11 protein-coding genes are annotated in these 13,491 nt (G+C 71.3%); 2 read left to right on the top strand and 9 right to left on the bottom strand.

Annotated elements, in window-relative coordinates; translation table 11 throughout:
- Window positions 1–76: 76 nt before the first annotated feature.
- From K1T34_RS36430 to K1T34_RS36415, 4 genes are all read right to left on the bottom strand, one after another.
- A complete protein-coding gene (locus K1T34_RS36430; RefSeq protein WP_220239259.1) occupies window positions 77–2,950 on the bottom strand; it encodes an AAA family ATPase in 2,874 nt (957 codons plus the stop codon).
- A gap of 247 nt (window positions 2,951–3,197) precedes the next feature.
- The gene (locus K1T34_RS36425; protein ID WP_220239258.1) at window positions 3,198–3,770 is read right to left on the bottom strand and encodes a hypothetical protein; all 573 of its coding nucleotides are present in this window, start codon (window positions 3,768–3,770) and stop codon (window positions 3,198–3,200) included.
- On the bottom strand, window positions 3,767–4,276 hold the full coding sequence (locus K1T34_RS36420) for an RNA polymerase sigma factor (RefSeq protein WP_255637805.1): 510 nt from the start codon (window positions 4,274–4,276) through the stop codon (window positions 3,767–3,769). Before K1T34_RS36420 ends, K1T34_RS36425 begins: the two co-directional genes overlap by 4 nt.
- Window positions 4,277–4,467: 191 nt before the next feature.
- Complete coding sequence (locus K1T34_RS36415) at window positions 4,468–5,328, bottom strand: NAD(+)/NADH kinase (protein ID WP_220239256.1); 861 nt, start codon at window positions 5,326–5,328, stop codon at window positions 4,468–4,470.
- Between the two features lie 175 nt (window positions 5,329–5,503).
- Here K1T34_RS36415 and K1T34_RS36410 point away from each other — a divergent pair, with 175 nt between their 5' ends.
- Window positions 5,504–6,793, top strand: a complete 1,290-nt coding sequence (locus tag K1T34_RS36410) for an FAD-binding protein (protein ID WP_304504294.1) — start codon at window positions 5,504–5,506, stop codon at window positions 6,791–6,793.
- A 138-nt stretch (window positions 6,794–6,931) separates the two neighbouring features.
- The gene (locus K1T34_RS36405; protein WP_220239254.1) at window positions 6,932–8,095 is read left to right on the top strand and encodes an MFS transporter; all 1,164 of its coding nucleotides are present in this window, start codon (window positions 6,932–6,934) and stop codon (window positions 8,093–8,095) included.
- 52 nt (window positions 8,096–8,147) lie between these two features.
- Here the strand turns inward: K1T34_RS36405 and fgd are convergent, their stop codons facing one another.
- From fgd to K1T34_RS36380, 5 genes are all read right to left on the bottom strand, one after another.
- Window positions 8,148–9,146 carry a glucose-6-phosphate dehydrogenase (coenzyme-F420) gene (gene fgd, locus K1T34_RS36400; RefSeq protein WP_220239253.1) on the bottom strand — a complete coding sequence of 333 codons (999 nt, stop codon included), beginning with the start codon at window positions 9,144–9,146 and terminating at the stop codon, window positions 8,148–8,150.
- 15 nt (window positions 9,147–9,161) lie between these two features.
- On the bottom strand, window positions 9,162–10,145 hold the full coding sequence (locus tag K1T34_RS36395; RefSeq protein ID WP_220239252.1) for an LLM class flavin-dependent oxidoreductase: 984 nt from the start codon (window positions 10,143–10,145) through the stop codon (window positions 9,162–9,164).
- Window positions 10,142–11,533: a dihydroorotase family protein gene (locus K1T34_RS36390; protein ID WP_220239251.1), complete on the bottom strand. Its 1,392-nt coding sequence runs from the start codon at window positions 11,531–11,533 to the stop codon at window positions 10,142–10,144. The genes K1T34_RS36395 and K1T34_RS36390 overlap by 4 nt, the downstream gene beginning before the upstream one ends.
- Entirely contained in the window at window positions 11,530–12,474 is a 945-nt protein-coding gene (locus tag K1T34_RS36385) for an alpha/beta hydrolase (RefSeq protein WP_220239250.1), read from the bottom strand. Before K1T34_RS36385 ends, K1T34_RS36390 begins: the two co-directional genes overlap by 4 nt.
- 126 nt (window positions 12,475–12,600) lie before the next feature.
- A complete protein-coding gene (locus K1T34_RS36380) occupies window positions 12,601–13,374 on the bottom strand; it encodes a GntR family transcriptional regulator (RefSeq protein ID WP_220239249.1) in 774 nt (257 codons plus the stop codon).
- Window positions 13,375–13,491 lie beyond the last annotated feature (117 nt).

Raw genomic sequence — 13,491 nt, 5'->3', positions numbered from 1 at the left:
CGGCGCGGTCGGCCGGCTCCCCTCGGCATCACGTTCCGGCCGTCGCCGGGTGGTCGGCCCCGTGATCGGCGCTGGTTCAGTCCGCCGTCGCCGGGGTGATGCCGGCCTGGGTGGCGCTCACCGCGAGCGCCGTGCGGGAGGACACGCGGTGTTTGCGCATCGCGGAGTTCAGCTGGGCCGCCACGGTTTTCGGGGAGCGGGACAGGACCCGGGCGATCTCCGGGTTGGTGAGGCCCGTCAGCAGGAGCCGCACGACTTCCAGCTCGCGGGGGGACAGCTGGTCGCCGTAGCCGCGGCGGCCGCCGCGCCACACGGCGGCGCCGGGGAGGTGGGCGCGGACGCGGGAGGCGGCGGCGGAGGCGCCCAACGCGACGCAGTCGGCGTGCAGCTTTTCCAGCTGTTCCAACGCAGGTGCGCTCGAACCGCCGGCCAGCAGGCACAGTGCGGCACGTTCGCGCGCGAGCAGGGCGTCGTACGGTCGCGGCAAGGCGGCCCACGCGGCAGCGGCATCGGCCCACTCCCGCGCGGCGCCGGCGTGGTCGCCCGCGGCCTCGGTGAGCAGCGCCCGGCACCAGTGGACCGCGCCGGTCGCACCCGGGTAACCGGCGGCGAACTCGCCGACGAGCGCCGAAGCCTCGCTGACCCGGCCGGCGGCCAGCAGCGCTTCGACCCGCACCGGCGCCAGTTCCGCCGCCCACAGCCAGATCTGCTTGCGCGCCACCACGGCCATCGGTTCCTCGGTGACCACCAGCGCCGGCTCCGGGCGCCCGGCCGCGAGGTGCAGCCGGGCCAGCGCCGCGGCCGGTTCGAGCGGCATGTCGACAATCCCGCGTTGCCGGGCGGCGTCGAACACCAGCGTCAGCTTGCGCTCGACCTCGGCCTCGCTGCCGGGCTCGGTGGCCGACTGCAGCAGCGCACCCACCATCGTGGTGTCCAGCTGGATCAGCGGTTCCTCCGCGAGATCCGCGAACTCGGCGACACGCGAAGCCAGCCCCTGCCACGAACCGGTCAGCCAGTCGAGCCGGATCAGCGTCGCGAGCCCCATGTCGCGCAACCGCTGCAACCCCTGCCGCTCCGCGAGCTCGACGGACCGGGTCAGTTTGGCGCGCGCGTCGGCGTAGCGGCCCCACTGCAGGGCGGCGTCGCCGTAGTTGAGCAGGCCGCGGGTGATCTGCAGCGGGTCGTGGGCGTCGTCCGCGGGCAGGGCGTCCACGACCGTCCAGCCGGCTTCGTCGCCCATCTCGAGCAACGCCGTCGCGCGGTCGACCGTGAACGACAGCAGCTCGTCCTCCGGCACGGCCGAGCGCACGACGGCGTCGGCGCGGTCCAGCCACTCACGGTGCGCCTGCGCGGGCCACGACGCCCCGGCGGGCCGGCCGAGCACGGACATCGCCTGCGCGACGGCGACCGGGTTGTCCGCCAGATCGGGGATCGCGCGTTCCAGCTCGGCGGCGCCCTCGGCGTAGTCGCCGGCGTGCATCAGCAACCGGCCCAGCTGGCTGCGGATCTCCGCGGTCTCGCGCCGGTCGAGCACGGCGCTGTCGAGCACCCCGCGCACCGTCCGCACGAGGTCGACCCGCCCGAGGTAGCCGGTGAACGCGAACAGCGGCGTCTTGCGCGAAAGTCGGGCTACGGCCGTCGGCGGCAGCGCGGGCGAGGCGAGCAGGCCGTGGAGGAAGGACACGGCGGTGTGGTGGTCGCCGGACGCGAGCGCGAGATCCGCCGCGCGTTCCGCGTACTCGCACCACTTCTCCGTCTCGCCCGCCTCGCGGAAGTGGTGCGCCAGCACGGCGACCGGCGCGGGGTCCCAGGCCGACAGCGCCTTGCCCGAACGCCGGTGCAACTCGCGGCGTTCGCGCCCGCCGATGCCGTCGTACACGGCCTTCGCGGCCAACAGGTGCCGGAAGCCGAGCCGCCCGCGTTCGTCCTCCACGAGCAGCCCGCTGCGCGCGGCCTCGTCGATCGCCGTGCCCGCTCGTCCGGCCGGCAGCCCGCAGACCTCGACGACGTCGCGTTCGGCCGCGGGGGTCGCGAGCACCGCGCACGCCCGCAGCACCGCCTGGGCGTCGGGCATGAGCCGCACGAGCCGTTCGGCCAGCGCGTCGCGGATCGTCGGCGGCACGGCGATGTCGGTGAGCGAACGCCGGATCCACTCACCGCCCTGGCGGATGAGGTCGGCGCGGTCGCGCAGCAACCGGACGGATTCCTCGAGCGCGAACGGGATCCCGTCGGTGTGCCGGTGCAGGAACCGCGCGAACGGCTCCGACACGCGCTCGTCGCCCAGCATCGACGAGACCAGCTGCGCGGTCTGGGCCACGTCGAGCGCGCCGAGGGTGATGCGCGGGTAGCGCGAGGAAAGCCGCAGCAGCAGGCTGTCGTCGCCGACCTCGTCGGGCCGGTAGGTGAGCACGAGCCCCGGCCGCTGCTCTTGCCGGGCGGCGAGGAACAGCAAGAACTCCAGCGTGGTCTCGTCGGCCCAGTGCACGTCTTCGACCACGAGCACGTCGACGTCGATGCGGTCGAGCAGCTCGGCCAGCGCGCGCAGCAGGCGGTGCCGGGCCGCGCCCGCGTCGGCCAGTGCCTCCGGCGCCGGCGGCAGGTTCCACTCCGGGAACAACGGCCGCAGCGTGCCTGCCAGCGGGCTCAGCTCCAAGCCGGCGACGCCGGGGCGCGCCTGGCGCAGCGCGTCGACGATCGGGCCCAGCGTGAGCGCCTCCCGCAGCGGCGGGCAGCGCGCGACGAGCACACCGGGCTCCGGCAACAGCTCCCGCACGAGCCGGCTCTTGCCGATGCCGGCCTCGCCCGAGACCAGCACCACCCCCGGCGGCGACGCGAGCGCTGCGGCGAGACGGGCGAGCTCGTCGTCGCGGCCGATGAGCCGGGGCGTGCCGACCGCGGGGAGGTCAGGCCCGTCCGCTGCCACGTGTACCCCGCTCGCCTCGCCGATCACCGCTGGATTCTCGGCACGTCGGCCCGCGCGGGCAAGCGATCCGGACCGTGATTCACACTGCTGTCACACGTTTCCGACAAAAACCGACACGTCGCGGGCAAGTGGCCCAGTGGCGTCGACCAATCGGCGCAACCGTCCGGAGTGGACCTGCGTGCCGGGCGCGTACTTGGGTTCGACGAAGGCCGAGAACCAACCGGGTGCGACCTAGATAGCGAACAAGTTCGGCGATTTGGCCAACGCGAAGACTCTAGATTTTCGCGACGGGCAGGCCCATCGCAGCGCACGTTGTCGCGTCACCGGGGAACACACCGACCGCGCCGACCGCCGCCTGGTCGATGTTGACGGCCGCGGACGTCAGGACACACGCGACGAGCGGAGGAACGACCCGGGGCAGTCCGGGCTGCTGCCACTGGTAGTAGTCGTTCGCCCAAGCGGTGGTGCAGTACGACATGATGTGGGCCGCCGTGTCGCCGCGGCCGTTGGCGCTGTTGCCGCTGATGCCAACGGCGACGTGCTGATCGTCCGCGCTGCTGGTGATGTCCGCGTTCTGGTAGCAGTAGGCGATCTCGCGCTCGGTCGGCGCCGCGGTGGTGACCTGCCCGCCGGCGGCCGGGGTCACCGTCTGCGGGGTTCCGCTGGTGAATAGCGCCGCCCCGCCCAGTCCGACGAGGACCACCGCGGCGGCAGTGCCTGCCAGAGCCAGCTTGGTGCGACGCCGCACCGCTCGTGCCCCCTGCGCCTCGATCGCCTCGAAGTCCAGCGACACCGGCGGCTGGTGGGAGCCCAGGGCCTGCTCGAGCAGTTCCCGTTCTGTCGTCATGGCAGAACCCTTTCGGTCGGGCTGAGCGTGGTCGAGTCGTACGACAGCAGCGTCCGCAGCGCGGCCAGGGCGCGCGCGGACTGGGACTTCACCGTGCCTTCGCTGATCCGCAGCGTCGCCGCGGTCTCGGCGACCGAGAGGTCGCAGTAGAAGCGCAAGGCCAGCACGGCACGCTGCCGTGGCCCCAACGTGCGGAGCGCGGCGCGGACATCAGCCCCGTCCTCGGGGGCCGCGGCCCGCTGCGTGCGTTCGGGGGGCGTGGTCAGTACTTCGCTGCGGCGGTGCGGCCGTCGGGAGGCGTCGATCGCCAACCGGGCCATGACCTTGCGCGCGTAGGCCTCGATTCCCGCGGGATCCAGCCGGTGCCAGCGCTTGTACAGCCGCAGCAACGTCACCTGCACGATGTCCTCGGCCAGGGCCCAGTCCCCGCACATCAGGAACGACACCCGGCACCACACCGGCGCGCGGTCCCTCGCCACGTCGGTGAAACTCTTCCGATCCGCCACGTCACCACCCCTCGTCGACCACCCCATACGACGCGGGGGCCCTGTGAGGTTGCATGGCTCGCCAGAAATCTTTCCGGCGCGCGGCGGCTGGGCTCGCCTCGGCGTGGTTACGCCCTCCAGCGCTGGGCTGGGCCACGCAGGATCACCCGCCAAAGTCGTGGGCGCGGGTTCGTGGTCCTACCGAGTGGTCCTCAGGACGACGGCGCGATCTCCGCCGAGTCACTCAGCCGTAGCTTGCGCCGGGCCCGTTGGAAGAACGTGGTGCGGCCCAGCCGCACGACGCGGGCCGCGCTCGGGCGGGCGCAAAGTTCGATCCGTTCGCCCGGCTGGACGTAGCCCTCGACGATCCCGTCGACCTCCACCGCCAGCCGGCCGCTGCCGGGCAGGAGCTCGAGGGCCAGCGTGTCGTGGACGGAGAGCACCACGCCGCGGCCGTACGCGGAGTGCGGGGCGGCCGGCGTGACCAGCAGCGCCTCCACGGCGGGGCTCGTGATCGGGCCGCCGGCGGAGAAGCTGTAGGCCGTGGAGCCGGTGGGCGTCGCGACGATGACCGCGTCGGCCGCGTAGCTCACGAACTGCTCCTCGTTCACGCGCACCGCGACCAGCGCCCCGCCGTCGCCGGGCACGCGGACCACGGCGACGTCGTTGAACGCCGTCACGGTCCGGCCGCCGATCACCGCGTCGACCGCCAGGCGCGGCTCGACGGTGAACTCGTGCGCGTCGATCATCGACAACGCGCCGGGCAGGTCGGGCACGTCGACCTCGGCCAGGAAGCCGAGCTTGCCGAGGTTCACACCCAGCACGGGGGCGCGCTGCCCGTCTGCCAGGCGCATCGCGCGCAGCATGGTGCCGTCGCCGCCGAGGCTCACCAGCAGGTCGGACTGGGTGGCGAGCTCTTCCGCCGACACCCCCACCGCCTTGCAGTCCAGGCGCACGATCTCTTCGGCGATGCCGAGGATCTTGATCCCGCGGTTCGCGGCCCACCCGAGGACGGCCTCAACCGCCGGGGCGGAGTCCCGCTTCGGGTGCAGTACCAGTCCGGCCGAGTGCATGTCAGCGCCCCGCCGGTTCGAACAGCGCTGCCGGTTCGAAGTGCACTGCCGACGCGAAAAGCACTGTCGGTTCGAAACGCGCCGCCGGTTCGGGGCGCACTGGCTGTTCGAGAAGCATGAACCAAGTCTGCCCGGATCCGACGCCTTTGGCGAGCCCCGCCTAAGCTGGGCGTTCGTGATCGAGAGTGCGCGCGGCGCGGCCGCCAACTGGGCGGGGAACCTCACCTACGGCGCCCGCGAGGTGCTGACCCCGCGGACGCTCGACGAGGCCCGCGAGCTCGTCGCCTCCGCGGGAAGGATCAAGGCGCTCGGCAGCCGGCACAGCTTCAACGACGTGGCCGACAGTCCCGGTGGCGTGCAGCTGGATCTTTCGGGGATGTCAGGCGTGCCGTCGCTGGACACTCGTGCTGCCACCGTGACCGTCGGGGGTTCGGTCCGCTACGGCGACCTCGTGGCCCAGCTCGACGAAGCCGGCTTCGCACTGGAAAACCTCGCGTCGCTGCCGCACATCACCGTGGGCGGCAGCGTCGCCACCGGCACCCACGGCTCCGGCGAACGCCACCCCGGCCTGGCCGCGGCCGTCTCCGCGGTGGACCTGCTGACCGCTGACGGCTCGCTGCTGACCTTCACCCGGGGCGACGCCGACTTCGCCGGTGTCGTCGTCGGCGTCGGCGCTCTCGGCGTGGTGACCCGGCTGACGCTCGACCTGGTCCCGTCGTTCACCGTGCGCCAGGACGTGTTCGACAACCTGCCGTGGTCCGCCGCCGTCGAGCACTTCGACGAGATCCAGGCGGCGGGCTACAGCGTCAGCCTGTTCACGAACTGGGCCCGCGACGTCGTCGACCAGGTCTGGCTGAAAAACCGCACCTCAGCCGAGGTTCCGGCTTCGCCGGCCGCCGCTGTCCCGCCGTCACTGTTCGGCGCCGCCCCCGCCGACGGTCCCCGCCACCCCGCCCACGCCGCCGGCGTGCCGGCCGGCAACACCACCGCCCAGCTCGGCGCCCCCGGTCCCTGGTACGACCGCCTCCCCCACTTCCGCCTCGGCTTCACCCCGAGCGTCGGCGCCGAACTCCAGACCGAGTACTTCGTGCCCCGCGCCGCCGCCCCCGCCGCGTTCGAGGCCCTGCGCGGCATCGGCCACCTCATCGCCCCGCTGCTCCTGGTGTCCGAAATCCGCACCATCGCCAGCGACGACCTCTGGCTCAGCCCCTCGTCGGGCCGCGACAGCGTGGCGATCCACTTCACCTGGCTCCCCCGCCAACCCGAGGTCGAGACCCTTCTGCCGACCATCGAGTCCACCCTCGCCCCCTTCGCCCCCCGCCCCCACTGGGGCAAACTCTTCCACGGCGAGGCACTCGACCTGGCCTACCCGCGGTCGGCCGACTTCCGCTCCCTGGCGACCCGGCTGGACCCTGCGGGGAAGTTCCGCAACCCGTTCCTGGACCGGCACGTCTTCGGCAGCTGATCACGCCGCACCGCTCACCACGCAGGGGCGAGCTTTCGCGCGCCCCGAGTTCCGCTGATCACAGTCGGCAGCCTCAATAGAAAGCGTATGCAACTATTGCCAGCGACGGTAGTTGTCCACGCTTCAGGAGGCAGTCCCATGCCGCTCGCCTTGCTCGCGCTGGCCATCGGCGCGTTCGGCATCGGCACGACGGAGTTCGTGATCGCCGGGTTGCTGCCCGAGGTGGCGGCCGATTTCGGGGTGTCCATCCCGGCCGCGGGGTGGCTGATCACCGGGTACGCGCTGGGGGTGGCGGCCGGCGCGTTGCCGATGACGGCGCTCGGCACCAGGATGCGGCGCAAGCACCTGCTGCTCCTGCTGATGGGGGTGTTCATCGTCGGCAACGCGTTGTCGGCGCTGGCGCCGAGCTACGGGGCGCTGCTGGCCGGCCGGATCGTCGCGGCGTTGACGCACGGGGCGTTCTTCGGGGTCGGCGCGGTGGTGGCCGCGGACCTGGTCAAGCCGGAGAAGAAGGCCAGCGCCATCGCGCTCATGTTCACCGGGCTGACGCTGGCCAATGTGCTCGGTGTGCCGCTGGGCACGTTCATCGGGCAGGGCCTGGGGTGGCGAGCGACGTTCTGGGTGGTCGCGGGGCTGGGCGTACTCGGGCTGGCCGGTGTCGCGGCGCTCGTGCCGGACACCCCGAGGCCGGAAAACGCCAGGATCGGCGCGGAGTTCGCCGTGTTCCGCCACGCGCGGGTGTGGCTGGCGGTCGGCACGACGATCCTGGGCTTCGGCGGGGTGTTCGCGAGCTTCACCTACATCGCGCCGATGATGACCGAGGTCGCCGGCCTGCCGAGCAGCGCGGTCAGCTGGCTGCTGGTGCTGTTCGGGGTCGGGCTGGTGCTCGGCAACCTCGTCGGCGGCAAGTTCGCCGATCGCGCTCTGATGCCGACGCTGTACACGGTGCTCGCCGCGCTGGCCGTGGTGCTCGCCGTGTTCGCCTTCACCGCCCACGCGGCCGTGCCCGCGATCATCACGCTGTTCCTGCTGGGCGGCTTCGGCTTCGCCACCGTGCCGCCGTTGCAGATGCGGATGCTGGCCAGTGCGGAAGCCGCACCCACGGTCGCCAGTGCCGTGAACATCGGCGCGTTCAACCTCGGCAACGCGCTGGCCGCCTCGCTCGGCGGCGTCGTCATCGCCGCGGGATACGGCTACGCGTCGACCAACTGGGTCGGCGCCGCCATGACGGTGGCCGCCCTGGCGCTGGCCGTCGTCTCAGGCCGATTGGATCGCACGAAAACACCAGTACCAGTGCACTGACCACAGTGGACACCGCGGGCCCGGCACACTCGCCGGGCCCGCGGCACTCACGTCACACCAGCTTGCGCAACCGCGGCAGGATCTCCGTGCCGTAGGCCTTCAGGAACCGCTCCTGGTCCGGCCCGGGGGCGTGGAACACCAGGTGCGTGAAGCCCAGGTCGAGGTACCGCTTGATCGCCGCCACGTGCTCGTCCGGGTCGGACGACACGATGAACCGGCTCGCGGCCCGCTCGATCGGCAGCGCGTCGGCCAGCCGCTGCATCTCGACCGGGTCCTCGACACCCGTCTTCTCCTCCGGCTTCAACGCCAGCGCGCCCCAGAACCGCGTGTCCTGCAACGCGCGGTCGGCATCGGCGTCGAACGAGACCTTGACCTCGATCATCATGTCCACGTCGCCGACCGCCCGGCCCGACTGCTCCACGCCTTCGCGCACGGCGGGCAGCAACGTGTCCGTGTACAGCGACGGCGCCTTGCCACTCGTGGTGATGAACCCGTCACCCCGCCGGCCCGCGAGCCGCGTGGCAGCCGGGCCGGAGCCCGCGATGTAGAGCGGCACCGGCACCTCCGGCCGGTCGTACACCGTGGCCTTCTCCGTGCGGTAGTGCGCGCCTTCGAAGTCCACGCGCTCCTCCGTCCACAGGCGGCGGATGAGCTCGATCGCCTCCTTCAGCCGCGCGAACCGCACCTTCGGCTCCGGCCACTCGATGCCGAGCGGGGCCTCGTTCATCGACTCGCCCGACCCGATGCCCAGCACCACGCGGCCCGGGAACAGGCACCCGAGCGTGGCGAACGCCTGCGCCACCACCGCCGGGTGGTAGCGGAACGTCGGCGTCAGCACGCTCGTGCCGAGCACCACCCGCTCCGTCGCCGAACCGAGCGCGCCCAGCCACGGCAGCGCGGCCGGCGCGTGGCCGCCGTCGTGGCGCCACGGCTGCAGGTGGTCGCTCACGAACACCGAGTCGAACCCGTTCTCCTCGGCCAGCACGCCGTAGCGCAGCAGCTCCGCCGGCGCGAACTGCTCCGCCGACGCCTTGTACCCGAACCTCACCACTGGACTCGTCCCTTCTCAGACGCCCGCGTTCACCTTGCCGATGATCTCCGACCCGAGCAGCTCGATCTGATCGAACCACCGATCGAACTTGAACCGGAAGTCGAACACCAGGTGCTCCACCCCGGTCGCGGCGAAGCGGTCGATCTCCTCCAGAGCATCCTCCGGTGTGCCGACGATGAGCTGCCCTGAGAGATCCTTCACGGTCTCGAAGGTGCCCGACGGCGGCTTCACCGCGAACTTCGCCTTGTTCGCCCAGGCCAGCAGGCCCGGGACGTTCACGTGCTTCACCGCCTCCTCGTACGTAGGCTCGATCGACGTGGGCGGGATCACGGCCACGGTCGGCATCGTGCGCCCGGCCTGGTCCGAGAGCTCCCGCATGGTCGTCACGCGCTTGTCCAGCGTCGCCATCGAGATCCGGCCCGGCATCCAGCCGTCGCAGAACTCGACCGCGAGCCGGGCCGAACGAGGGGTGGCGCCGCAGTACCAGAACGGTACCCTCCCGCCCAGCGGCTTCGGTTCGATCGTGATGTCGCTGAACGAGAAGTTCGCGTCCGAGTAGGTCACGTCGTTCTCGGTGAACACGCGCTTGAAAATCTCGGCGTTGGAGCGCACGAGCTCCACGCGGTCGCGCTCGCCCCACTCGATGGCCTCGAACTCGTGGTCGAACGTGCCGGCGCCGAACCCGAGGATCACGCGCGGGCCGAACAGCTGGGTCATCGTGCCCGTCATCAGGGCCGTGACCAGCGGGTGCCGGAACGGGATCAGCGAGCCCGTGCCCAGCTCGATGCGCTCGGTCACGGCGCCGATGGCCGTGAGCGTGGTGAGCGCGTCGTAGAACGTGCGGTTGGGTTTCTCCATCTCGCCGTGCGGCTCGAACACCAGGTGGTCACGCACCCAGACCGAGTCGAACCCGGCCTTCTCGGCCATGATCGCGCCCTGGAGCACGTTGTCGCGCGAGGCGTGCTCGCCGAAATGCGGGAGCAACAGTCCGAACTTCATGCGTTCTGCACCTTTCCTGACACCGCCTGCTTGCCGTGCCCGGCCTCGCCGGTCACCTTGCCGCCCGCGAACACCTCGGTGCCGCGGACGTAGGTCTGCTCGATGCCGGCCGTGAGCTGCCGGCCGTCGTACGGGGTCCAGCCGATCTTCGACAGCACGCCGTCGTTGGTGATCGTCCACGGCGCGTCGAGGTCCGCGATCACGAAGTCCGCGTCGCAGCCCGGGGTGAGTGCGCCCTTCACACCCTGCAGGCCGAACTTCGCGGCCGGCGCACCGGCGACGAGCTCCACCGCGCGGTCGAGCGTGAGCAGGCCCTTGTTCACCGCGTCGAGCGCGAGCGGGTAGAAGTACTGGATGCCGGGGGTTCCCGTGTGGGAGCTCCACATCTGCGTCCAGCCGATCTCCTTTTCCTCGCGCGTGTGCGGCGCGTGGTCGGAGGAGAACATGTCGATCGTGCCGTCACGCAGGCCCTCCCACACGGCTGCGCGGCCGTCGTCGGGCACCCAGTAGGACAGCGCGTACGGGCCGAGCTTCTCCACATCGTCCCAAGTGGACAGGAACGGCAGCCAGTGGTTGACCTCACACGTCACGTCCACACCGTGCTCACGAGCCCGGCGAACCGCCTCGACGGAGCGGCGCGTCTGGATGTGCGCGAGGTGCACCTTGCAGCCCGAAGCCTCGGCCAGCCGCAGCACGACCTCGATCGCCGTGTCCCAGATGACGCCGTTGCGCGCGGCGTAGGCCGACGCGTAGCCCTGCGGCGTGTTTTCCCCGCGCGCCAGGTATTCACCCTCGATGTAGTCCATCAAGGACTGGTCGTGCGGATGGATGATGAAGCGCTTACCCGTCTTGGCGATGGTGTCCATCATGCGCAGCAGGTCGCCGTGCCCGTGCATGCCGGTGCCGGCCGGATGCGGGTAGGTGCGGCCGGTGTCCACGACCATGTAGATCTTGTACGCGTTCACGCCCATCGCGGCCATCGGCGCGATCTCGTCGGGCTGCGTGGCCGCCGGGTTGTGGTTCCAGTCCACGATGGACTTCTCGGCGTAGAGGCCGAACACCTCGCGCAGCGTCTTCGCGGTGGTGGTCGGCGGGTTCAGGTTCGGCATCCCGAAGATCGTGGTGACGCCGCCCGCGGCCGCCTGCAGCGACGTGGTGTAGATGTCTTCCTTGTGCTCGAACCCGGGCTCGCGGGTGTGCACGTGGACGTCGACCATGCCGGGCAGCACCAGCTTCCCGGTGGCGTCGACGGTGCGGCCGACGTCGGCGATCTCGACGGAGCCGGACACGACCCCGACGACCTTGCCCTCGTTCACCAGCAGGTCGCCGTCGACGGCGCCGCTGGGCAACTGCACGCGGCCACCGGAAACACGGAGATCGATGCTCATGCCTTCACCTCCACTACGGCCGGGTGTCCGCCCGGCCGGCTCGAACGCACGACCACATCGGCCGGGCGGAGATACTCCTCGAACCACGCGACGATGCGGGGCGTCGTCGCGGTCCAGTACTTGTCGTAGGCGGCGTAGTGGCTCGTGTGCCGCTGCATGATCAGTTCCTTCGGCCCGCGCGCGGCTTCGTAGATCTGCTCCGCATGGTCGGTGGGCGTGGTGGCGTCGTTCTCCACGCCGATCACGAGCAGCGGCGTGGTCAGCGTCGCCGCCGCCTCGGCCGGCCGGTAGGCGATGATCTCCTCCGCCGCGGCCAGGCGCACCTGCTTCGGCACGCGTCCGTCCACATCGGACTTCACGCTCGTGGCCCGGCGTTCCGAGGTCGGCACCATGATCTCTTCGCGCGGGTTCACGAGCTTGCCCACACCGTGCAGCGTCCGCTCGCGCCGGTCGGCGTCCAGCTCGGCCAGGAAGTCGAGCCACTGGTACTCGCTGCGCATGCGGTGCAGCCAGTCGCCGCCGTCGGCCACGGGCAGCTGGCTCACCGCCGCCCGCACCCGCGGGTCGACGGCCGCGAGCAGCACCGCGTTGCCCCCGCCCGTGCCGCCGCTGCCGAACACGCCGATCGAGTCGGGCAGCACGTCGGGCCGCGCCTCGACGTAGGTGACCGCACTGCGCAGGTCGGCCAGCTGGCGGGCCGGCGACAGCAGCTCCGGATCGCCCTCGGAATCGCCGAAGCCGCGGTAGTCGAACACCAGCACGGCGAACCCGGCGTCGGTGAGCGCCTGGTGGTAGCGCACGTAGAGCTTCGCGTCCTTCAGGCCCATCCAGCCCGGGCCCTGCACGACGACGCGGTAGGGCCCGTCGCCCTCGTCCGGGGTGCGCCAGAGCCCGCTGATGCGTTCGCCGTCGCTGAACCAGGAGACCTCGTCAGTTCTCATGCCGTTTCCGTTCACTCCTGCCCGCCGGTTTCCGGGCAGGGGGTACCTGCCCGGCGATTCGGCCGGGTTTGCGGACAACGCTGTATTCGATTGCGGAACTGTGTTCGATGAAGGGAAAGGATTCTGTTACGCGGGGAATTCGCTGTCGGGTTCGCGATCGCTTTCGCCGGAAAGGATCTTGGCGACGCCTTCGCTCACTTCGCGAAGGTGGTCGTGCAGCGCCGCTTCGGCCTTCTCGACGTCACCGCGCTCGACGTGGTCGACCAGCGTGGTGTGGCGCCCGTGGTGGCTGCGGCTGCCCGACACCCGCCAGCCGAGCAGGTACCGCCCGACGCTGCTGCGCAGGTCCTCGATCAGCTCCACCAGCCGCGGGTTGCGCTCGGCGTCGTAGAGCTCCCGGTAGAACCGCACTCGGACGTCGAGGAAGCCTTCGCCCTCCTCCTCGGCGTCGAGCAGCTCGGCGTTGCGGCGCAGGCTCGCGATCCGGTCCACGGTCATCGTCTTCATCGACTTGCGCAGCGCGTGGGTCTCGAGCAGGTCGCGCAGCTCGTAGATCTCCACGAGCTGCTCGGCCGTCAGCGTCTTGACCACCGCGCCGCGGCGCGGGTGGAACTCCACGAGCCCCTCGGCGTCGAGCCGCAGCAGCGCGGCCCGCACCGGGAGCCGGGACACCCCGATTGCGGTGGCCAGCGCCTCCTGCCGGAGGTGCTCCCCGGGGGCGAACGCCCCGGAGAGCAACGCCTGGCGCAGGACCTCGTAGACCATGTCGCCGATCGAACGGTAGCCGCTCGACAACCGCGACACGACCTCGTCGAAGCTGGCGCGGCCGGTGATCGCGGCCCCTTCCGGGGTGCCGCCTCCCGTACCGCCGCCGGCTCCCCCGGACTGACGCTGAGCCATCGTGACCTAGCCTCCCCTCGACCGGCGTGCGCCGGCCGTCAAGCGGTTACCATTCGTCCTGGTTTTACCGGACAATCGTATCCTGGATCCATTATCGGACCGACCCGGACGAGTCCT

The sequence above is a fragment of the Amycolatopsis sp. DSM 110486 genome (assembly GCF_019468465.1).
Classification (GTDB): Bacteria; Actinomycetota; Actinomycetes; order Mycobacteriales; family Pseudonocardiaceae; genus Amycolatopsis.
Note: the sequence above shows the minus strand (reverse complement) of the source record. Positions and strands in the feature narration are given on the sequence as shown.

What these genes read in the sequence shown, in the direction of transcription:
- K1T34_RS36425 (WP_220239258.1), bottom strand. Translation starts at nt 3,770, where the DNA reads ATGACGACAGAACGGGAACTGCTCGAGCAGGCCCTGGGCTCCCACCAG.
- K1T34_RS36415 (WP_220239256.1), bottom strand. Translation starts at nt 5,328, where the DNA reads ATGCACTCGGCCGGACTGGTACTGCACCCGAAGCGGGACTCCGCCCCG.
- K1T34_RS36405 (WP_220239254.1), top strand. Translation starts at nt 6,932, where the DNA reads ATGCCGCTCGCCTTGCTCGCGCTGGCCATCGGCGCGTTCGGCATCGGC.
- K1T34_RS36395 (WP_220239252.1), bottom strand. Translation starts at nt 10,145, where the DNA reads ATGAAGTTCGGACTGTTGCTCCCGCATTTCGGCGAGCACGCCTCGCGC.
- K1T34_RS36390 (WP_220239251.1), bottom strand. Translation starts at nt 11,533, where the DNA reads ATGAGCATCGATCTCCGTGTTTCCGGTGGCCGCGTGCAGTTGCCCAGC.
- K1T34_RS36385 (WP_220239250.1), bottom strand. Translation starts at nt 12,474, where the DNA reads ATGAGAACTGACGAGGTCTCCTGGTTCAGCGACGGCGAACGCATCAGC.
- K1T34_RS36380 (WP_220239249.1), bottom strand. Translation starts at nt 13,374, where the DNA reads ATGGCTCAGCGTCAGTCCGGGGGAGCCGGCGGCGGTACGGGAGGCGGC.